General features: G+C 64.6%; 9 protein-coding genes and 3 rRNA genes. 10 read left to right on the plus strand and 2 right to left on the minus strand.

The window, feature by feature from the left end; translation table 11 throughout:
- Window positions 1-42: 42 nt before the first annotated feature.
- Window positions 43-1,035, plus strand: coding sequence for a 23S rRNA (guanosine(2251)-2'-O)-methyltransferase RlmB (gene rlmB, locus AC1MED_RS03625; RefSeq protein WP_479785467.1), 993 nt, complete (start codon window positions 43-45; stop codon window positions 1,033-1,035).
- Between the two features lie 452 nt (window positions 1,036-1,487).
- Here the strand turns inward: rlmB and AC1MED_RS03630 are convergent, their stop codons facing one another.
- Window positions 1,488-2,303: a carbon-nitrogen hydrolase family protein gene (locus AC1MED_RS03630; RefSeq protein ID WP_479785469.1), complete on the minus strand. Its 816-nt coding sequence runs from the start codon at window positions 2,301-2,303 to the stop codon at window positions 1,488-1,490.
- Between the two features lie 110 nt (window positions 2,304-2,413).
- Here AC1MED_RS03630 and glgX point away from each other — a divergent pair, with 110 nt between their 5' ends.
- From glgX to AC1MED_RS03645, 3 genes are read left to right on the plus strand one after another with little or no spacing between them, the layout of a single operon-like run.
- On the plus strand, window positions 2,414-4,528 hold the full coding sequence (gene glgX / locus AC1MED_RS03635; RefSeq protein ID WP_479785470.1) for a glycogen debranching protein GlgX: 2,115 nt from the start codon (window positions 2,414-2,416) through the stop codon (window positions 4,526-4,528).
- 32 nt (window positions 4,529-4,560) lie between these two features.
- Entirely contained in the window at window positions 4,561-5,040 is a 480-nt protein-coding gene (locus AC1MED_RS03640; protein ID WP_479785471.1) for a guanyl-specific ribonuclease, read from the plus strand.
- 6 nt (window positions 5,041-5,046) lie between these two features.
- On the plus strand, window positions 5,047-5,403 hold the full coding sequence (locus tag AC1MED_RS03645; RefSeq protein ID WP_479785472.1) for a barstar family protein: 357 nt from the start codon (window positions 5,047-5,049) through the stop codon (window positions 5,401-5,403).
- A gap of 235 nt (window positions 5,404-5,638) precedes the next feature.
- Here the strand turns inward: AC1MED_RS03645 and glgP are convergent, their stop codons facing one another.
- Window positions 5,639-8,257: an alpha-glucan family phosphorylase gene (gene glgP, locus AC1MED_RS03650; protein WP_479785473.1), complete on the minus strand. Its 2,619-nt coding sequence runs from the start codon at window positions 8,255-8,257 to the stop codon at window positions 5,639-5,641.
- A gap of 167 nt (window positions 8,258-8,424) precedes the next feature.
- Here glgP and AC1MED_RS03655 point away from each other — a divergent pair, with 167 nt between their 5' ends.
- From AC1MED_RS03655 to rrf, 6 genes are all read left to right on the plus strand, one after another.
- A complete protein-coding gene (locus tag AC1MED_RS03655; protein WP_479785474.1) occupies window positions 8,425-10,470 on the plus strand; it encodes an alpha-1,4-glucan--maltose-1-phosphate maltosyltransferase in 2,046 nt (681 codons plus the stop codon).
- A 5-nt stretch (window positions 10,471-10,475) separates the two neighbouring features.
- Complete coding sequence (gene treS, locus AC1MED_RS03660; RefSeq protein ID WP_346960930.1) at window positions 10,476-12,272, plus strand: maltose alpha-D-glucosyltransferase; 1,797 nt, start codon at window positions 10,476-10,478, stop codon at window positions 12,270-12,272.
- 1 nt (window position 12,273) lies between these two features.
- Window positions 12,274-15,969: a 1,4-alpha-glucan branching enzyme gene (locus AC1MED_RS03665; protein ID WP_479785475.1), complete on the plus strand. Its 3,696-nt coding sequence runs from the start codon at window positions 12,274-12,276 to the stop codon at window positions 15,967-15,969.
- 531 nt (window positions 15,970-16,500) lie between these two features.
- Window positions 16,501-18,027, plus strand: a 16S ribosomal RNA gene (locus AC1MED_RS03670).
- 559 nt (window positions 18,028-18,586) lie between these two features.
- Window positions 18,587-21,710: ribosomal RNA gene (locus tag AC1MED_RS03675) — 23S ribosomal RNA — on the plus strand.
- A gap of 240 nt (window positions 21,711-21,950) precedes the next feature.
- A 5S ribosomal RNA gene (gene rrf, locus AC1MED_RS03680) occupies window positions 21,951-22,067 on the plus strand.
- Together the 16S, 23S and 5S rRNA genes form the textbook arrangement of a ribosomal RNA operon.
- Window positions 22,068-22,234 lie beyond the last annotated feature (167 nt).

A 22,234-nucleotide genomic window follows, 5' to 3' on the forward strand; every position in this document is an offset into this window, starting at 1 on the left:
TCAGACTTATCAACGAATCGCGTAGTTAAAAGGGTGAAACTCATGGCCAATAACGGTCGCCGCTCGGTCAAATTGAAGAAGGGCCCCACCGTCGGGACCGGCGGTCACGGCCGTAAAGCCCTCGAGGGTAAGGGCCCCACGCCCAAAGCGGAGGACCGCCCGTACCACAAGGCCCACAAGAACAAGCAGCTTGCGGAGCGCTCTGCCGCCAAGCGCGGGACGGGTGCCCGCAGCGCCGGTGCCGGCGCCCGGTCCGGACCCAAGGGCCGTGCCACCGAGGAAGTCGTCACCGGGCGCAACTCCGTCGTCGAGGCCCTCCGCGCGGGCATCCCCGCCAAGGCCCTGCACGTCGCGATCCGGATCGAGATGGACGACCGGGTCAAGGAATCACTCAAGCTCGCGGCCGAACGCGGCATCCCGCTGCTCGAAACGGGCAAGCCCGAACTGGACCGGATGACGGACGATGCCATCCACCAGGGCCTCGTGCTGCAGATCCCGCCGTATGAGTACCAGGACGCCTACGAGCTGGCCGAGGAAACCATCGAGAGCTGGAAGAAGGGCCACGTCGCCAACGCGCCGCTCTTCGTCGCGCTCGACGGCATCACCGACCCGCGCAACCTCGGCGCGATCATCCGCTCGGTCTCGGCGTTCAGCGGTCACGGCGTGATTGTTCCGGAACGCCGCTCCGTCGGCGTCACCGCCTCGGCCTGGAAGACCAGCGCCGGCGCCGCCGTCCGCGTCCCCGTGGCCCGCGCCGCCAACCTGAACAGCACCCTTAAGGCCTTCAAGAACATGGGCATCTACGTCCTCGGCCTGGACGGCGACGGCGACGTCTCGCTGCCGGACCTCGCCCTGGCCACCGAGCCGGTCTGCATCGTCGTCGGATCCGAAGGCAAGGGCCTGAGCCGCCTGGTCCGCGAAAACTGCGACCAGATCGTCTCCATCCCGATCGATTCCGCCATGGAATCGCTCAACGCCTCCATGGCCGTCGGCATTTCCCTCTACGAGATCTCCCGCCAACGAGCCGCCAAGTAACCGACGCTCCCGCACTTCTGGCGGCTTCCGGCAGGACGCTCCCGCACTTCTGGCGGCTTCCGGTGGGACGCTCCCGCACTTCTGGCGGCTTCCGGTGGGACGCTCCCGCAGTTGTGGTGGCTTCCGGTGGGACGCTCCCGCGGTTGTGGTGGCTTCTGGGAGGACGCTCCCGCAATTGTGGTGGCTTCTGGCGGGACGCTCCCGCAGTTGTGGTGGTTTTCCGGCGGGACGCTCCCTCACCTCGAGTGCGGGAGCGTTTGGGTTTAAGTCGCCGGAGGTGCGGGAGCGTTTGGGTTTAAGCCGCCGGAGGTGCGGGAGCGTTTGGGTTTAAGCCGCCGGATCTGCGGGAGCGTTTGGGTTTAAGCCGCCGGAGGTGAGGGAGCGTTTGGGTTTAAGCCGCCGGATCTGCGGGAGCGTTTGGGTTTGAACCGCCGGATCTGCGGGAGGGTCGTCTAGAACTTGTGGCGGTTGGCGAGGACCGGGAGTTTGGTGCGGGCGTCGTCGACGACGGCGGGGTCCAGGTCGGCGAAGAGCAGGCCGGGGGCGCCGTCGAGCTCCTGGAGGACGTCGCCGAAGGGGGAGACGACGGCGGAGTGCCCGACGCCGGTGGGCGCGGAGCCCTTCGTCTCGAGGCCGACGCTGGCGGGATCGCCCTGGCCGCATGCCAGCACGAAGGTGGTGGAGTCTGCGGCGCGGGCCCGGGACAGCAGTTGCCACTGCTCGACCTTGCCCGGCCCGGCACCCCAGGAAGCGCAAACGATGTTGACCGCGGCGCCGCGCTCCGCGTTTTCCGTAAACAGGTCAGGGAACCGGACGTCGTAGCAGGTGGCCAGGCCGAAGGTGACGCCGCCGACGTCGAACGTGACCGGTTCGGTGCCGGCGTCCACGGTGTCAGACTCGGCGAAGCCGAAGGCGTCGTAGAGGTGGATCTTGTCGTAGCTGGTGTCCACTCCCGGACCGGCGACCAGGAGCGTGTTGCGGACCTTGCGGTCGTTGCGGTCGCCCGCGGCGGTCGTACCGGGGGTGAACATGCCGGCCACGATCACGATGCCCAGCTCGGCCGCGATGCCGCGGACTTGTGCGGCCCAAGGGCCGTCGAGGGGCTCGGCGATGTCCAGCAGCGAGTTGCCGAAGGCGCGCATGGTCGCTTCGGGGAAGACCACGAGGTCAGCCCCGCCGGCCTTGGCCTGGCCGGCGTACTCGCGCACAAGGTCCAGATTCCGGTCCGGCTCGCGGCCGGTGATGATTTGAGCCAGTGCAACCCGCACAATTACCTCCAGTTCAGCGTGTACTCCCAGTATGCGGGGCGGGCCGTCGGCGGCCCACGCCGCGGAGCGGAGACCGGGCCCATTTGTCATCCCCGGCTAAGCTTTAAGCGATGGTCAAGTCCTTTGTAGATTCAGCTACCACCGTAGACGCCTCGCGGCCGTTTCCGCTCGGTGTCAGCGTCCCGCGCACGGGTTCCCCGGCAACGGACGATCCTCGTGGTGCCTTCGCAAATGTGGCCGTCTACGCCCCGGGCGTGACCACCCTGGACATCGCCTTCCAGGCGCCCGGCGGCAGCTGGCGGCTCGAGACGCTGCCCAACGTCACCGACGGCGTCCACCACGGCATCGTCGAAGGACTGCCGGTCGGTTCGCGCTACGGCCTGCGCGCCTCGCCGGAGGCCGAAACGCTCCCGCTCTCCGTGCCGGCGCCGGACTTCGACGCCGACGGCGGGCAGCCGCTGCTGCTGGATCCGTACGGCCGCGGCGTGGACGAACGCGGGGACTTCATCACCAGCGTGCGGATGTCCGGCGACTTCGACTGGGGCGTGGACCACTTACCGCGCACCCCCTGGCGCAACACCATCATCTACGAGGCCCACGTACGCGGCCAGACAATGCTGCATCCGGACATCCCGGAACACCTTCAGGGCACCTATGCGGGAATGGCGCACCCGGCCATGGTCGAGCACCTGGTCTCGCTGGGCGTCACCGCCGTGCAGCTGCTGCCCGTCCACTTCCACATCGACGAGCCGCACCTGCAGAATCTCGGACTGCCCAACTATTGGGGCTACAACACGGCCGCGTTCTTCGCCCCGCACCCCGGCTACGCCAGCCAGGCGGCCCAGGACGCGGGGCCGAAAGCCGTGCAGGACGAGTTCAAGGGCATGGTCAAACTGCTGCACGACGCCGGGCTGGAGGTGATCCTCGACGTCGTCTACAACCACACCGCGGAAGGCGGCGCGGACGGGCCCACCCTGAGTTTCCGCGGCCTGGGCGAGCTGGAGTACTACCGCCACGATGGCAACGGCAAGTATGTGGACACCACCGGCTGCGGCAACTCCCTGAACTTCGGCGAGCCCCGGGTGGTGCAACTGGTGCTGGATTCCCTGCGCTACTGGGTCAACGAGTTCCACGTCGACGGGTTCCGCTTCGACCTCGCCGTCACCCTGTGCCGCAATGCCAACAACGAGTTCGATCCCCGGCACCCCCTCCTGGTTGCCATCGCAGCGGATCCGGTGCTGTCCGAAACGAAGCTCATCGCCGAACCCTGGGACGTTGGCTACGGCGGCTGGCAGACGGGCAGGTTCCCCGCGGGCTGGGTGGACTGGAACGACCACTTCCGCGACGCCGTCCGCACGTTCTGGCTGGCCGACCGTGCCGCGATCGACGCCGGCGGGCAGGGCGGATCGGTGGCGCGGCTCGCGGACGCACTGTCCGGGTCGGCGGGCCTGTTCGCGGCCTCGGGGCGAAGCCGGCTGGCCTCGGTCAACCTCATCACCGCGCACGACGGCTTCACCCTGGCCGACCTGGTCTCCTACGACCGCAAGCACAACGAGGCCAACGGGGAGCAGAACCGCGACGGCCACGGCGACAACCGCAGCTACAACCACGGCTTTGAGGGCCGCACCGAAGACGAGGAAGTCCTCGCACGGCGCGCCCAGACCAGCCGCAACCTGATGGCCTCGCTGATGATCTCCCAAGGCGTGCCCATGATCACCGCCGGGGACGAGATCGGCCGCAGCCAGCAGGGCAACAACAACGCCTACTGCCAGGACAACCCGCTGACCTGGATCGACTGGACCAGCACCCCGGAGTCCCACGCGATGCTGCGCAGCACCAAACGCGTGATCCGGCTGCGCAAGGAGTTCCTCGCCGGCCAGCCGCACGACTACCCCGCGCGGGACCAGCAGTCCTACTTCCACTGGTTCGACGCCCACGGCGAACCGATGTCCGGGGACCGCTGGCAGGACCCCGGCCACCGGGTGGTCCAGCTCCTACTGGGCTCCGACGACGGCCGTGTCGACGGCCTCGTGGTGGTCAACGGCTCCGCCCAGGACGTCAAGGTCACGCTCCCCGCCATTCCCGCGGACGGCGGCGGCGCCCACCGGCTCTACGAACTCCGGCTGACGACGTCGGAACTGCACGACCGCCGCCAAGGCGTCCAAATCTCCTCCGGCGAGCGGGATGTGGTCCAGGCCAACAGCATCAACATCTACCGCGTTTAAGTGCCCGCACACCCGGCATGGGGGAACAACGAATGAAGACCCGACGGCTGACCGCCCTCATCGCCGTGCTGCTGGGACTCGTGGTGCTGGGGTTCGTGCTGGGCGGCATCCCGCAAACCGGGACCGCCCCGCCGGCGGACGGCCGGGCCGCTTCGTCCGGCAGCGCCACCGCCTCCCGGGCCCCGGCGCCGGGCCCGGTTCCGTCGTCTGGCGTCGCCAATCCCTCCCGACTGCCGGAAATCAACGCTTCCAGCCTGCCCCCTGAAGCGCGGCGGGTTCTGGCCCTGATCGCCCGCGGCGGGCCCTACCCATATTCCCGGGACAACGTCACCTTCAAGAATTTAGAAAGAATACTCCCGCGCAAAGCGTCCGGATATTACCGGGAATTCACCGTGCCGACGCCAGGGGTGACCAGTCGCGGAACGCGCCGGATCGTCACCGGCGCAACCGGTGAGAAGTACTACACCGCAGACCATTACGAATCGTTCAAATTCATCGCCGAAGGCAAGTAAGGAACTATGAAGATTTTCTCCGCCGACACCTGGACCCTCGAGGAATTGCGGGCCCAGGTCCACGACACCGGCCGACGGTCCCTCGTGATCCCGGCCGCGGACTCCAAAAAGGCCGTGCTGCAGACCTTCGGCGAGGCCCTGGACTTCCCCGAGCACTACGGCGTGAACCTGGACGCCCTCAACGATTCACTGCACGACTTCGCCGACGCCGTCAGCGCGGACGGGCAGCCGCCTGTCACCGTCATCTGGCAGGTCCCGGCCGTCTTCCGCGCCGACCGCGCCTTCGGAATCATCTGCGAAGTCCTGCAGGACGCCGAACGCTACGCAGGCAACGACCTCAAAGTCATCACCATCTGCCTCTAACGGGCACCCCCGAAGCGCTCAGCAACGTCGAAAGCGGAATGATCCGAAAGCGTGCGTCTAAGCGAGGTACGAGCAGTGCCTCCCGCAAAGCCGGTCATCCGGAAGCGTGCGTCTAAGCAGGGCCCCCGCCGTCAGGGTTCCCTGGCCGAGCTTGCGAGGTTAGGGAGACGGTGGGGAGGAACGAGCGAGCACGCGGAGGATGTCCGGTTGCGGGACCGGGGACGGAGGTAACGGCTTAGGCGTTAACGATCAGGCCCAGCTCCGCCTTCGACGCCAGCCCCTCGTGCTTGGGCAGTACCCGGACGGTGTAGCCGAAGGAGCCGGACCGGTCGATAACCAGGGTCCCGCTGAACAGGTACCGGCCCTTGCCCAGGTCCTCCACGGACTGCAGCTCGGCCACGGTGACGTCAGTCAGCTCGTCGCTGTCTTCGGCCCGGCCGAAGGCCACCTCCACGGACACATCTTCCGGCGGCAGGGAATGCAGCGCCACGTAGGCGTTCACCTGCAGGTCGTCGCCGATCTGCGGGTCCTCGGACACGCCCACGGAATCGACGTGTTCCACCTGGACCTGCGGCCAGGCGGCGCGCGTCCGGGAACACCAGGCAGCGAGCTCCTTCGCTGCGGCAAAGTTGTCCGCCGACGCTTGCCGCCCGGCCACCGCGGCCGGCCGGTAGAGAACGTTGACGTAGTCCTGCAGCATCCGGTCCGCGGACACGGCCGGGCCCAGGTGCGCCATGGTGTGCTTGATCATCGAGACCCAGTGCGTGGGAACCTTCTGCGTCCGCGGCTGCGAGGGGCCGGCGGCGCCGGCCTCATCGGAGACGGTGAGGCCGTAGAACTTCGGCGCCACCTGGGTTTCGAGGAGTTCGTACAGGGCCGCGGCCTCGATGTCGTCCCGCTCCTCCGCGGACGCGTCGTTGTTGGCCGTCGGGATCGCCCAGCCGTTCTCGCCGTCGTACATCTCGTCCCACCAGCCATCCAGCACCGAGAGGTTGAGCGAGCCGTTGAGCGCGGCCTTCATCCCCGACGTGCCGCACGCCTCAAGCGGGCGGAGCGGGTTGTTCAGCCACACGTCGCAGCCCGGGAACAGGGTCCGGGCCATGGCGATGTCGTAGTTGGGCAGGAACGCGATCCGGTGCCGGAGCGCGGGGTCGTCGGTGAAACGCACCAGGTCCTGGATCATCTTCTTGCCGGCGTCGTCCGCGGGGTGCGACTTGCCCGCGATCACCAGCTGGATCGGGTGCGTCTTGTGCAGCAGTAGGGCCTTGAGCCGGTCCGGATCGCGCAGCATCAGTGTGAGGCGCTTGTAGGTCGGCACCCGGCGGGCAAAGCCGATGGTCAGGATGTCCGGGTCCAGCACCGAGTCGGTCCAGGACAGTTCGGCGTCCGCGGCGCCGCGTTTCTTCCAGGCGGCCCGGAGCCGGCGGCGGACGTCTTCCACGAGGGAGACCCGCATCTCGCGGCGCAGCGCCCAGAGGGCTTCGTCGCTGACGTTGTAGGCCAGATCCCAGCGGCCCTCCGTCTCGGCGTCGGAGCCGAACTGCTCGCGCGCCAGCTGGGACACCCGCGGATCCACCCAGGTGGGGACGTGGACGCCGTTGGTGACCGAGGTGATGGGCACCTCGGCATGGTCGAATCCCGGCCAGAGCGCCGAGAACATGCCGCGCGAGACGACGCCGTGCAGCTTCGCGACGCCGTTGGCGCGCTGGGCGAGCCGCAGCCCCATCACCGCCATGTTGAAGACGAACGGGTTGCCGTCGGCAAAGTCCTCCCGGCCCAGGTCCAGGATCTTGGACGTCGGGACATCCGGGGCCAGCCCCGCGGTGAAGAAGTGCTCGATCTGCGAGGTCTCGAAGCGGTCAATGCCGGCCGGAACCGGCGTGTGCGTGGTGAACACCGTGGAGGCGCGGCCCGCGGTCAGCGCTTCGTCCCAGCTCAGCGGGTTGTCCCCGGACATCAGTTCCTGGATGCGTTCCACCCCCAGGAAGCCGGCGTGGCCTTCATTGGTGTGGAAGACCTCCGGCGCGGGGGCGCCGGTGAGCCGCTGGAAGGCGCGCAGGGCCTTGACGCCGCCCATCCCCAGCAGCAGCTCCTGCTGCAGCCGGTGGTCGCCGCCGCCGCCGTAGAGGCGGTCGGTGATGCCGCGCGCCGCGTCGTCGTTGCCCGCCACGTTGGAGTCCAGCAGCAGCAGCGGGACTCGCCCGACGTCGGCCCGCCACACGTGCGCCAGCAGGCGGCGGCCGTGGGGGAGCGGCAGCGAAATCTGGATGGGCCGGCCGTTGCCGTCCGGGGAGGCCTCGCGGAGCAGCGTCAGCGGCAGGCCGTCGGGATCAAGGACGGGATAGGTCTCCTGCTGCCAGGCGTCGCGGGAGAGGGACTGCTTGAAGTAGCCGGCCTGGTAGAGCAGCCCGACGCCGATCAGCGGAACGCCGAGGTCCGAGGCCGCTTTCAGATGGTCGCCGGCCAGGATGCCGAGTCCGCCGGAGTACTGCGGGAGGACCTCGGTGATGCCGAACTCGGGCGAGAAGTACGCGATGCAGCGCGGGGCGTCGTCGCCGAGGCTCTGGTACCAGCGGGGCTGTTCCAAGTACCGGTCCAGGTCATCGGCGGCCTCATGGACGCGGCGGACCACGTCCTGGTCCGCGGCGAGGCGCTGCAGCTCTTCCCTGCTGACAAGGCCCAGGAAGGTCACCGGATCGTGGGCGCTCTCGGCCCAGACGGCCGGGTTGAGCTGCTCGAAGAGTTCCCGGGTCGGCAGGTGCCACGACCAGCGCAGGTTGGTGGCCAGCCGCGCCAGGGGCCGGATCGATTCGGGAAGAACAGTTCGGACGGTAAATCTACGGATAGCCTTCACCTGCGAAACACTAACGGACAACGCAGGACCCCGGAACAGCTTTGGGTTTCTTTCCGGTAAATGTCGGATTGCCTTCAGGATTCGGCCAAAAAACTGAGCAGCCTTAGCATTCTGCGCGATTTGTAGATAACGTCGAGGCTGTGACGACTAACTCGCGAACCAGTGCCGTGTCCAAGCAAAAGCCGAAGGCCCTGATCACGGAGGGCCTCAAATTCGGCAGGTTTCCCATCACCGCGGTGCAGCCCGCGGTTGAAGACGGGAAATTCCCCGCCAAGGCCGTCGTAGGCGAGAGCATCGTGGTCGGCGCCACCGCGTTCCGCGAGGGCCACGACATGCTCGGCGTCAGCGCGGTCCTGCTGGACCCCCGGGGCAAAGAACGCCAGCGCGTCCGGCTGGCCCCGCCGCGCGGAGACCGGGGCAAGGGCACCGACCGCTGGGAAGGCCTGCTCACCCCCTCCGGTACCGGCAAGTGGTCCTTCGTGATCGAGGCCTGGCACGACCGCTACGGCACCTGGCACCACAACGCCGAAGTCAAGATCGAGGCGGGCATCGACGTGGACCTGATGCTGGCCGAGGGCGCCGCCCTGCTGACCGAGGCCTCCGAGGACGCAACCCGGCCCTCCGCGGACCGGCGGACCCTGCGGATCGCCGTCGTCGGCCTGTCCGACGGCTCGAAAACCCCGGAAGAGCGCCTCGCCGCGGGCTTCAGCGCCGACGTCGCCGCCGTCGTCGCGCGCCAGCCGATCCGGGAACTGGTGACCGTCTCCGAGCCGTATCCGCTGCTGGTGGAGCGCGAGCTCGCCGGCCGCGGCGCCTGGTACGAGTTCTTCCCGCGCTCCGAAGGCGCCGTCCGCAACCACGAAACCGGTGAATGGACCTCCGGAACATTCCGCACCGCAGCGAAGCGCCTCGACGCCGTAGCCGCGATGGGCTTCGACATCATCTACATGCCGCCGATCCACCCGATCGGCACCCAGCACCGCAAGGGCCCGAACAACACCCTGTTGGCCGGCCCGCATGATCCCGGCTCCCCGTGGGCGATCGGTGCGAAGGAAGGCGGCCACGACGCCATCCACCCGGACCTGGGCACCTTCGAGGACTTCGACGCCTTCGTGGCGCGCGCCGGCGAGCTGGGCCTGGAAGTGGCCCTGGACCTCGCACTGCAGGCCGCCCCGGACCACCCGTGGGTGCAGAGCCATCCCGAGTGGTTCACCACCCGTGTGGACGGCAGCATCGCCTACGCCGAAAACCCGCCGAAGAAATACCAGGACATCTTCCCGCTCAACTTCGACAACGACCCGGCGGGCCTGTCCAACGAGATCCTGCGGATCGTCCAGCTCTGGGTCAGCCACGGCGTCAAGATCTTCCGCGTGGACAACCCGCACACCAAGCCGGTCTGGTTCTGGGAGTGGCTGATCGCCAAGGTCAACAAGAAGAACCCCGACGTCGTCTTCCTCGCCGAGGCGTTCACCCGGCCGGCGATGATGCACGCGCTGGGCCGGGCCGGGTTCCAGCAGTCCTACACCTACTTCACCTGGCGGAACACCAAGGAGGAGCTGGAGAAGTACTTCCACGAGGTCAGCCACGAATCCCCGGCCTACTTCCGGCCGAACTTCTTCGTCAACACCCCGGACATCCTCACCGAGTACCTGCAGTACGGCGGCCCGGCGGCGTTCAAGATCCGTGCCGCGCTCGCTGCCACCGCCAGCCCCATCTGGGGCGTCTACGCCGGTTACGAACTGTACGAGCACGTCGCCCGGCCGGGAGCGGAGGAGTACATCGACAACGAGAAGTTCGAGTACAAAGCCCGCGGCTGGGACGCGGCCGCGGAATCCGGCCGCACGCTGGCCCCGTACCTGACCCGGCTCAACGAGATCCGGCACACGCACCCGGCCCTCGGCGACCTGCAGAACCTGACCCTGCACGCCAGCACGGACAGCGCCACGATCGTGTACTCGAAGCACAAGACCCTTCCGGACGGCACCAAGGACACCCTGATCATTGTGGTCAACGTGGATCCGCACAGCACCCGGGAAAGCACGGTCTCCCTGGACCTGGCAGCCCTGGAGCTGGACCCGGAGAACCTGACGCACAACGGCGGTTTCATCGTCGATGACCTGCTGACCGGCGAAAGCTGGGAATGGGGCGAGTACAACTACGTACGCCTTGACGCACACGTCGAACCCGCCCACATCCTGAGCATCCGGAGGTAGCGCCAGTGAGTTTCAGCCCGAGCAACCCCAACCAGCACTTCACCCCGAAGGGGACTTTCGAACTGAACGCGCCCGGCCTCCAGCACGATCCGCATTGGTACCGCAAGGCGGTCTTCTACGAGGTCCTGGTGCGCGGTTTCGCGGACGGAAACGGCGACGGATCCGGCGACTTCCACGGCCTGATCGAGAAACTGGACTACCTGCAGTGGCTCGGCGTCGACTGCCTCTGGCTGCCGCCCTTCTTCCAGTCCCCGCTCCGCGACGGCGGCTACGACATCTCGGACTACAACTCCGTGCTGGACGAATTCGGCACCATCAGCGACTTCAAGCGGCTCGTCGCGGAGGCACACGCCCGCGGCGTCCGGGTCATCATCGACCTGCCGCTGAACCACACCTCAGACCAGCACCCGTGGTTCCAGGAGTCGCGCAAGGACCCGGACGGACCCTTCGGCGACTTCTACGTGTGGAGCGACACGGACGAGAAGTACCAGGACGCGCGCATCATCTTCGTGGACACGGAGGAATCCAACTGGACCTTCGACCCGATCCGCCGCCAGTTCTTCTGGCACCGTTTCTTCAGCCACCAGCCGGACTTGAATTTCGAGAACCCCAAGGTGATCGACGCCCTCTTCGACGTCGTGCGCTTCTGGCTGGACCAGGGCATCGACGGCTTCCGCGCCGACGCCATTCCCTACCTCTTCGAGGAGGAGGGGACCAACTGCGAGAACCTGCCGGCGACCCACGAGTTCCTGCGCCAGCTGCGCCGGATGGTCGACGAGAGCTACCCGGGCCGCGTCATCATCGCCGAAGCCAACCAGCCGCCGGCCGAAGTGGTGGAGTACTTCGGCACCGAAGAGGAACCGGAATGCCACATGGCCTTCCACTTCCCGATCATGCCGCGGCTGTACTACGCGCTGCGGGACCAGAAGGCCGCGCCCATCATCGAGACGATGAAGGACACCCCGGACATTCCCGAGGGCGCCCAGTGGGGCACCTTCCTGCGCAACCACGACGAGCTGACCCTCGAAATGGTCACCGCCGACGAGCGCGCCGCGATGCTGGGCTGGTACGCGCCGGACCCCCGCATGCGCGCCAACATCGGCATCCGCCGCCGGCTTGCCCCGCTGCTGGATAACTCCCGCTCGGAGATCGAACTGATCAACGCGCTGCTGCTCTCGCTGCCGGGAAGCCCGTTCCTGTACTACGGCGACGAGATCGGCATGGGCGACAACATCTGGCTCGAGGACCGCGACGCGGTCCGCACCCCGATGCAATGGAACCCGGACCGCAACGCCGGCTTCTCCCACGCCGACCCGGGCAAGCTCTACCTCCCGGTGATCCAGTCGCTGGTTTACAACTACAGCATGGCCAATGTGGAGGCCGAGGCGGCCCACTCCGGCTCGCTGCTGCGCTGGACCCGCCAGATCCTCAGCGTCCGCAAGAACCACCCCGCCTTCGGGCTCGGGTCGTTCCAGCACGTCGAAGCGGACCACGACGTCGTCCTGTCCTACCTGCGCGACCTGCCCGCGGGCAACGCCGCCGGCGAGGAACCGGAGACGATCCTGTGCGCCTTCAACTTGTCCCAGCACCCGGTGGCCACCACGCTGCGGGTGCCGCAGTACGCCGGCCGCGGGCTCCGCGACGTCTTCGGCGGCCAGCCCTTCCCGGGAATCTCCGATGACGGCACGCTGACCCTCACGCTCGGCAGCCACGACTTCTTCTGGCTGCGGATCCGATCGGCCGCATCCAACCCGGCCTCGCCCCACACCCAGGCGATGCCTATCCTGTCCATCGAAGGCTGAAATGACCCGACCCACCCTTTCCCCCGCACTGGACGCCCTGCTCCGCAGCTGGTTGCCGCGCCAGCGCTGGTTCCCCGTCAAAAGCGCGCACTTCAGCTTCGAACCGGTCGGCCGGGTGCGCCTCGGCGGCGGCCCGCAGGACGGGCCGGCGGTTGCCGGTGCGACGGAGATCGGTGCGACGCTTGAAGTCCTGCTGCTCGCGGTGACGTACCCGACGGCGGACGACAACCGCACCGACGTCGTCCAAGTGCCGCTGAGCTCCCGTGCCCTGCCGCTGGCGGGTGCCGGGGCGGCCCTGCTCGGAGAGATCGCCGCGGACGGCACGGACTCCGCCCACGGCTGGATTTACGACGGCGTCCACGACCCTGCCTTCATCGCGGCCTGGCTGGAACTCATGCGTACCCGGGCAGCCACCGCCGATGGCACGGCCGCCGGGCACCTGGTGGAATCGGACTACCGGCTGCCCTTCGCCACCGGCAAGGTCCGGGTACTCTCCGGCGAGCAGTCCAACAGTTCCGTCATCGTCGACGACGGCGCCTCCGCGGCGATTCTCAAATTCTTCCGGGTGCTCTCCGAAGGGCAGAACCCCGAGGTGGAGATCGGCGCCGCCCTGACCGCCGGCCGCACCACCGAGGTCCCGGCCACCCTCGGCTGGGTCACCGGCGAATGGGCCGGCCCCGACGGCGGAGCGACCGCGCGCGGCGAACTTGCCGTCGCGCACGAATTCCTGGCCGGCGGCCTGGACGCCTGGCGCCTTGCCGTGGATGCGGCCAGCACCGGCACCGACTTCACCGCCGAGGCCCGGGCGCTGGGCGTCGCGACGGCCACCGTGCACCGGCGTCTGGCCGAGGCGCTGGGCACCGCAGCGGAGTCCGTCCCGGGCGGCGACATCGCGCCGGGCGTCGCCCAGCGGGTCCGCCAGTCGTGGGCGGAAGCCGGCGCCGCCGTCGGGCCGTTCGACGCTGAGCTGGAAGAACTCCTCTCGCGCCTGGAGGGCAGCAGCGCCGGCCGGTTGCAGCGCATCCACGGCGACCTGCACCTCGGCCAGATCCTGCAGGTCCCCGGCCCCACCGGACAGCCTGCGCGCTGGGCCATCCTGGACTTCGAGGGCGAGCCTCTCCGGCCGATCTCGGAACGCAACTTCCCGGATGTGCCGCTCCGCGACGTCGTCGGCATGCTGCGGTCCTTTGACTACGCCGCCGGCGCCGCTGTCCGCGAATACGACGACGCCGTTGTGCCCGCGGCCTGGGTGGACGACTGCGCCGAGGCCTTCCTGGCCGGCTATGCGGAAGTCACGCCCGGCACGATCGACCGTGACTCGCCGTTGTTTGTGGCGTTGTGGCTCGACAAGGCTCTATACGAAGTTGTTTACGAACTACGGAACAGGCCGGATTGGCTCGCCATCCCGGTGAATGCGTCCCGTCGTCTCCTTGGCAGTACAGGCTCCGGCGTTCCCGCCGAAGCCGCAGCGGAAGGTAACAAAATGACAGGTTCAGCACGTACCGATCGACCCGGCGTCCCGCTTCCCGTGGATGCGGAGACCCTCGCGCGGGTCGCCGCCGGAGAGCACCACGCGCCGCACTCGGTCCTGGGTGCCCACCTCGACGACTACGGCCACGTCACCATCCGCACCGTGAAGCACCTCGCGGAGGCCGTTTCCGTGGTCACCGCGGCAGGCAGCTTCCCGATGTCGCACGAATCGGGCGGCGTCTGGGTTGCAGTCCTAGAGCCGGTGGACGAAGGGCACGTGCCGGACTACCGGCTCGAGGTCACCTACGAGGGCCAGGCGCCGCAGCAGGTCGACGAGCCCTACCGCTACCTGCCGACGGTGGGGGAGATCGATCTGCACCTGATCGGCGAAGGCCGGCACGAGCGCCTCTGGGATGTGCTGGGCGCGCACGTCCAGCACTACAAGTCCGCCCTGGGCGACGTTGACGGCGTGTCCTTCGCGGTGTGGGCCCCGAACGCCCAGGCCGTGCGGGTCAAGGGTGACTTCAACGGCTGGGACGGGCGGGAATTCTCCATGCGTTCCCTTGGGTCCTCGGGCGTGTGGGAACTGTTCATCCCCGGCGTTGTAGCAGGGGCGTGCTACAAGTTCGAGATCAAGACCAAGTACGGGCACTGGGTCGAGAAGGCTGATCCGCTCGCCTTCGGCACGGAAGTTCCGCCGCTGACGGCCTCCCGCGTGGTGGAGCCCTCCTACGCGTTCAAGGACGAGGAGTGGATGAAGGCCCGCGCGGCCCGGGACCCGCATAACGCGCCGATGAGCGTGTATGAAGTCCACCTGGGTTCCTGGCGGGTCGGACTGGACTATCGCGAACTGGCCAAGGAACTCGTGGAGTACGTGAAGTGGCTCGGCTTCACCCACGTGGAGTTCATGCCCGTTGCCGAACACCCCTTCGGCGGGTCCTGGGGCTACCAGGTCACGTCCTACTTCGCGCCGACCTCGCGCTTCGGGCACCCGGACGAGTTCCGGCACCTCGTGGACGAACTGCACCAGGCGGGCATCGGCGTGCTGCTGGACTGGGTTCCGGCGCACTTCCCCAAGGACGCGTGGGCGCTGGCGAAGTTCGACGGCGACCCGCTGTACGAGCACTCCGACCCGAACCTGGGCGAACACCCGGACTGGGGCACCCTGATCTTCGACTTCGGCCGGAGCGAGGTCCGCAACTTCCTGGTTGCCAATGCGCTATATTGGCTGGAGGAGTTCCACATCGACGGCCTCCGCGTCGACGCCGTGGCCTCGATGCTCTACCTGGACTACTCCCGCGAGGAAGGCCAGTGGCAGCCGAACCGCTTCGGCGGCCGCGAAAACCTCGAAGCGATCTCCTTCCTGCAGGAGGTCAACGCCACGGTCTACAAGACGCACCCGGGCGCGGTCATGATCGCCGAGGAATCCACGGCGTTCCCCGGGGTCACGGCGCCGACCAGCCAGGGCGGCCTCGGCTTTGGGATCAAGTGGAACATGGGCTGGATGCACGACTCGCTCAAGTACATGGCGGAGGACCCGTATAACCGGAAATGGCACCACGGCACCATCACCTTCTCCATGGTTTACGCCTACACGGAGAACTTCCTGCTGCCGATCAGCCATGACGAGGTTGTGCACGGCAAGGGCTCGATGCTGCGCAAGATGCCCGGCGACCGGTGGCAGCAGCTCGCCAATCTGCGGGCGTTCCTGGGCTACCAGTGGGCGCACCCGGGCAAGCAGCTGATCTTCATGGGCACCGAGTTTGGGCAGGAAGCGGAATGGTCCGAGCAGCACGGCCTGGACTGGTGGCTCGCCGACATCCCCGCGCACCGGGGTGTGCAGCTCCTGACCAAGGACCTGAACGAGCTGTACAGCTCCACTCCGGCGCTGTACGAACGGGACAATGACCCCGACGGCTTCCAGTGGATCAATGGCGGCGACGCGGACCGCAACGTGTTGACCTTCATCCGCAGGGATGCCGCCGGCGATGCGCTGGTGTGTGCCTTGAACTTCTCCGGCGCCCCGCATCGCGGCTTCGCCCTGGGTGTGCCGGCCGCAGGGGAGTGGCAGGAAGTCCTAAACACCGACGCCGCCGCCTACGGGGGATCGGGCGTCCTGAACGAGGGAACCCTGACGGCTGCCGACTCGGAGATCGACGGCCAGCCCGCCACGCTCACCGTAACGCTGCCTCCGCTGGGCGCCGCGTACTTCAAGGCCGTCGGCTAGGTCTGTGGCAGTTGCCGGTTGACGCCGGTCATGGCTAGGGATGACTAGTGGTGGGGAGGGGCCCGGAATCCTTGTGGTTCCGGGCCCCTCCTTGTCCCGGCCGGTTTGCGGCGCGGGGCCGGAGGCCGGTACCGCAGGAGGCGGTCCGGGGGCGGCTTTGTCACCCGGCCCGAGTGGTGGTACAGTTTATTTCCGCGCTGCTCCCCGGAGTTGATCCGCTAAGAAGACCAAGAAGCCTATGGCAAGACTGAGTCGGAAACGCTGATTTGACTAGGGTGAAGCAAGCGGGTAAGTTTGAAAAGTTGCTCCGGAGCGATCCTGGACCGTTGGGTTTGGGTGGTGCCGGGTGTGTCTGTTGTTTGAGAACTCAATAGTGTGCCAAGTTTGTTGATACCAATTTATTGTATTGAATTGGTTGAATTGACTGGATCCGCCACCCCGTGGTGTGGTCTGGTTTTTACAGCTGGTTTCAAATTTTGTGCAGCCTTCACGTCCCGTTTTCCCGGGGGTGTTGGTTGTGTCTGTTTTTCTTCAACGGAGAGTTTGATCCTGGCTCAGGATGAACGCTGGCGGCGTGCTTAACACATGCAAGTCGAACGATGATCCGGTGCTTGCACCGGGGATTAGTGGCGAACGGGTGAGTAACACGTGAGTAACCTGCCCTTAACTCTGGGATAAGCCTGGGAAACTGGGTCTAATACCGGATATGACTCCTCATCGCATGGTGGGGGGTGGAAAGCTTTATTGTGGTTTTGGATGGACTCGCGGCCTATCAGCTTGTTGGTGAGGTAATGGCTCACCAAGGCGACGACGGGTAGCCGGCCTGAGAGGGTGACCGGCCACACTGGGACTGAGACACGGCCCAGACTCCTACGGGAGGCAGCAGTGGGGAATATTGCACAATGGGCGCAAGCCTGATGCAGCGACGCCGCGTGAGGGATGACGGCCTTCGGGTTGTAAACCTCTTTCAGTAGGGAAGAAGCGAAAGTGACGGTACCTGCAGAAGAAGCGCCGGCTAACTACGTGCCAGCAGCCGCGGTAATACGTAGGGCGCAAGCGTTATCCGGAATTATTGGGCGTAAAGAGCTCGTAGGCGGTTTGTCGCGTCTGCCGTGAAAGTCCGGGGCTCAACTCCGGATCTGCGGTGGGTACGGGCAGACTAGAGTGATGTAGGGGAGACTGGAATTCCTGGTGTAGCGGTGAAATGCGCAGATATCAGGAGGAACACCGATGGCGAAGGCAGGTCTCTGGGCATTAACTGACGCTGAGGAGCGAAAGCATGGGGAGCGAACAGGATTAGATACCCTGGTAGTCCATGCCGTAAACGTTGGGCACTAGGTGTGGGGGACATTCCACGTTTTCCGCGCCGTAGCTAACGCATTAAGTGCCCCGCCTGGGGAGTACGGCCGCAAGGCTAAAACTCAAAGGAATTGACGGGGGCCCGCACAAGCGGCGGAGCATGCGGATTAATTCGATGCAACGCGAAGAACCTTACCAAGGCTTGACATGGACCGGACCGGGCTGGAAACAGTCCTTCCCCTTTGGGGCCGGTTCACAGGTGGTGCATGGTTGTCGTCAGCTCGTGTCGTGAGATGTTGGGTTAAGTCCCGCAACGAGCGCAACCCTCGTTCCATGTTGCCAGCGCGTAATGGCGGGGACTCATGGGAGACTGCCGGGGTCAACTCGGAGGAAGGTGGGGACGACGTCAAATCATCATGCCCCTTATGTCTTGGGCTTCACGCATGCTACAATGGCCGGTACAAAGGGTTGCGATACTGTGAGGTGGAGCTAATCCCAAAAAGCCGGTCTCAGTTCGGATTGGGGTCTGCAACTCGACCCCATGAAGTCGGAGTCGCTAGTAATCGCAGATCAGCAACGCTGCGGTGAATACGTTCCCGGGCCTTGTACACACCGCCCGTCAAGTCACGAAAGTTGGTAACACCCGAAGCCGGTGGCCTAACCCCTTGTGGGAGGGAGCTGTCGAAGGTGGGACTGGCGATTGGGACTAAGTCGTAACAAGGTAGCCGTACCGGAAGGTGCGGCTGGATCACCTCCTTTCTAAGGAGCACCTACAACAACCCTGCCGGGCGTTATGCCTGTGTGGTGGTGTTGTCAGGAGTACGCCCGTTGCGCAGACGATTGTTCTGCGGCGGGTGCTCACGGGTGGAATATCAGCAAATAGCGGCCGCATGGTTTTGTCCTTGCCCAGTACGGATGTGCTGCTCTCTTGTGGAGCAGGGTGTCCTGGAACGGCGGGGGCGGGGTTGGTGCGGTTTAGTGTTTGGCACACTGTTGGGTCCTGAGACAACAGGACCATGGCCTGCGCGTTCTTCTCCTTTTGGGGGTTGGGGGTGCGGGGTGTGGGACTTGTGTTTCTGGTTTCCCGGCTGCAGCGAACATGCACTGATCGGTCCTTTCGGGGGTTGGGGTGTGTGGGGTGTGTGGTATGGGGTTGTTGTTTGAGAACTACATAGTGGACGCGAGCATCTTTTATAAGAAGCAATTTCCAAGAATATGAACCTGGATCTGGCTGCGCGTGATGGTGTCACCCTTGGGTGGTGTTGTTGGGTGTGGTTGGTTTCTGTGGTTCTCTCGAAATTACTCCTTGATCTTTTGTGGTCAAGTTTTTAAGAGCACACGGTGGATGCCTTGGCATTAGGAGCCGAAGAAGGACGTAGGAATCTGCGATAAGCCTGGGGGAGTCGATAACCGGACTGTGATCCCAGGGTGTCCGAATGGGGAAACCCCGCCAGACGCGCGAGTGATCTGGTGACCCGCATCTGAACACATAGGGTGCGTGGAGGGAACGCGGGGAAGTGAAACATCTCAGTACCCGCAGGAAGAGAAAACAATAGTGATTCCGTTAGTAGTGGCGAGCGAACGCGGATCAGGCTAAACCGTTCCATGTGTGATAGCCGGCGGGCGTTGCATGGTCGGGGTTGTGGGACTTTCCGTTCTGTCTCTGCCGGGACAGTGGGGTGAGAGCATGTGCATAGGTGAACGGTCTTGAAAGGCCGGCCAGAGAGGGTGTGAGCCCCGTAACCGAAATGTAGTGTGCCGCCTGGGAAGTATCCCAAGTAGCACGGGGCCCGAGAAATCCCGTGCGAATCTGTCAGGACCACCTGATAAGCCTAAATACTCCCTAATGACCGATAGCGGACCAGTACCGTGAGGGAAAGGTGAAAAGTACCCCGGGAGGGGAGTGAAACAGTACCTGAAACCGTGTGCTTACAATCCGTCGGAGCAGCCTTGTAGCTGTGACGGCGTGCCTTTTGAAGAATGAGCCTGCGAGTTAGTGTTACGTCGCGAGGTTAACCCGTGTGGGGAAGCCGTAGCGAAAGCGAGTCTGAACAGGGCGTTGCAGTGGCGTGATCTAGACCCGAAGCGAAGTGATCTACCCATGGCCAGGTTGAAGCGACGGTAAGACGTCGTGGAGGACCGAACCCACTTCAGTTGAAAATGGAGGGGATGAGCTGTGGGTAGGGGTGAAAGGCCAATCAAACTTCGTGATAGCTGGTTCTCCCCGAAATGCATTTAGGTGCAGCGTTGCGTGTTTCTTACCGGAGGTAGAGCTACTGGATGGCTAATGGGCCCTACAAGGTTACTGACGTCAGCCAAACTCCGAATGCCGGTAAGTGAGAGCGCAGCAGTGAGACTGTGGGGGATAAGCTTCATAGTCGAGAGGGAAACAGCCCAGACCACCAACTAAGGCCCCTAAGCGTGTGCTAAGTGGGAAAGGATGTGGAGTTGCGAAGACAACCAGGAGGTTGGCTTAGAAGCAGCCATCCTTAAAAGAGTGCGTAATAGCTCACTGGTCAAGTGATTCCGCGCCGACAATGTAGCGGGGCTCAAGTACACCGCCGAAGTTGTGGCATTCAGATATTAGCTAAGCCCTTGTGGTTCAGGCGTCTGGATGGGTAGGGGAGCGTCGTGTGGGCAGTGAAGTCGCGGTGTAAACCAGCGGTGGAGCCTACACGAGTGAGAATGCAGGCATGAGTAGCGAAAGACGGGTGAGAAACCCGTCCGCCGAATGATCAAGGGTTCCAGGGTCAAGCTAATCTGCCCTGGGTAAGTCGGGACCTAAGGCGAGGCCGACAGGCGTAGTCGATGGACAACGGGTTGATATTCCCGTACCGGCGAAAAACCGCCCATGCTGAACAGGGGATACTAACCGCCCGAGACCTGCCCGACACCCCTTGTGGGTGAAGGGTTTTGGTGGAGCGCGGGACCGAAACCTGGGAGGCAAGCGTATTAACAGGTGTGACGCAGGAAGGTAGCCGAGCCGGGCGATGGTTGTCCCGGTCTAAGGATGTAGGGCGAACGGTAGGCAAATCCGCCGTTCATGATGCCTGAGACCCGACGGGACCCCCGTATGGGGGGATTCGGTGATCCTATGCTGCCTAGAAAAGCATCGACGCGAGGTTTTAGCCGCCCGTACCCCAAACCGACACAGGTGATCAGGTAGAGAATACTAAGGCGATCGAGAGAATTATGGTTAAGGAACTCGGCAAAATGCCCCCGTAACTTCGGGAGAAGGGGGGCCCCTATCGTGATGGACACTAGCTGTCCGGAGCGTGCAGGGGCCGCAGAGACCAGGGGGAAGCGACTGTTTACTAAAAACACAGGTCCGTGCGAAGTCGCAAGACGATGTATACGGACTGACTCCTGCCCGGTGCTGGAAGGTTAAGAGGACCGGTTAGCCGCAAGGCGAAGCTGAGAATTTAAGCCCCAGTAAACGGCGGTGGTAACTATAACCATCCTAAGGTAGCGAAATTCCTTGTCGGGTAAGTTCCGACCTGCACGAATGGAGTAACGACTTCCCCGCTGTCTCAACCATAAACTCGGCGAAATTGCAGTACGAGTAAAGATGCTCGTTACGCGCAGCAGGACGGAAAGACCCCGAGACCTTTACTATAGTTTGGTATTGGTGTTCGGAGTGGCTTGTGTAGGATAGGTGGGAGACGTTGAAGCCCGGACGCCAGTTCGGGTGGAGTCATCGTTGAAATACCACTCTGGTCACTTTGGACATCTAACTTCGGCCCGTAATCCGGGTCAGGGACAGTGCCTGATGGGTAGTTTAACTGGGGCGGTTGCCTCCTAAAAAGTAACGGAGGCGCCCAAAGGTTCCCTCAGCCTGGTTGGCAATCAGGTGTCGAGTGTAAGTGCACAAGGGAGCTTGACTGTGAGAGAGACATCTCGAGCAGGGACGAAAGTCGGGACTAGTGATCCGGCGGTACATTGTGGAATGGCCGTCGCTCAACGGATAAAAGGTACCTCGGGGATAACAGGCTGATCTTGCCCAAGAGTCCATATCGACGGCATGGTTTGGCACCTCGATGTCGGCTCGTCGCATCCTGGGGCTGGAGTAGGTCCCAAGGGTTGGGCTGTTCGCCCATTAAAGCGGTACGCGAGCTGGGTTTAGAACGTCGTGAGACAGTTCGGTCCCTATCCGCTGCGCGCGCAGGAAATTTGAGAAGGGCTGTCCTTAGTACGAGAGGACCGGGACGGACGAACCTCTGGTGTGTCAGTTGTACTGCCAAGTGCACCGCTGATTAGCTACGTTCGGATGGGATAACCGCTGAAAGCATCTAAGCGGGAAGCTCGCTTCGAGATGATATTTCCATACACCTTGTGTGTGAGAGGCCCCCAGCCAGACCACTGGGTTGATAGGCCGGATGTGGAAGCGAGGACTAACGACTCGTGAAGCTGACCGGTACTAATAGGCCGATAACTTACACCACACACTCTTCTTCGTGAACGGATTCAAAAGACGTTCACACCAGCGGAGGAGTACAAAGAAACAAGACTGCTTGCGTCCACTATGTGGTTCCCAAACAACAAACCCGTCGCCAGACGAAACGTTGCAGGGAACCAAAACTAAATAACAACACCACACTGCCCCCAGGGGCAGGAAGTTGTAACCACAGATTTCCCACCCACGGAACCCCGCACAAGCGGAACCAGGGGTGCGGAGCAAGGGTTACGGCGGTCATAGCGTGGGGGAAACGCCCGGTCCCATTCCGAACCCGGAAGCTAAGACCCACAGCGCCGATGGTACTGCACCCGGGAGGGTGTGGGAGAGTAGGTCACCGCCGGACATACAATAGGTCGAGAGCCTCCAACCACCAGGTTGGAGGCTCTCCCCCTTTAACACCCAAAACCACAGAACCCTCCCGCAGAACGCGCCGGCACCCAAAAGAGCGACGCTCCCTCAGTACCGGAGCCCACACCACAGACCCTCCCTCAGCACCGGAGCGCACACTAC

The sequence above is a fragment of the Arthrobacter sp. BI5 genome (assembly GCF_056680065.1).

What these genes read in the sequence shown, in the direction of transcription:
- rlmB (WP_479785467.1), top strand. Translation starts at nt 43, where the DNA reads ATGGCCAATAACGGTCGCCGCTCGGTCAAATTGAAGAAGGGCCCCACC.
- AC1MED_RS03665 (WP_479785475.1), top strand. Translation starts at nt 12,274, where the DNA reads ATGACCCGACCCACCCTTTCCCCCGCACTGGACGCCCTGCTCCGCAGC.
- glgX (WP_479785470.1), top strand. Translation starts at nt 2,414, where the DNA reads ATGGTCAAGTCCTTTGTAGATTCAGCTACCACCGTAGACGCCTCGCGG.
- AC1MED_RS03640 (WP_479785471.1), top strand. Translation starts at nt 4,561, where the DNA reads ATGAAGACCCGACGGCTGACCGCCCTCATCGCCGTGCTGCTGGGACTC.
- AC1MED_RS03645 (WP_479785472.1), top strand. Translation starts at nt 5,047, where the DNA reads ATGAAGATTTTCTCCGCCGACACCTGGACCCTCGAGGAATTGCGGGCC.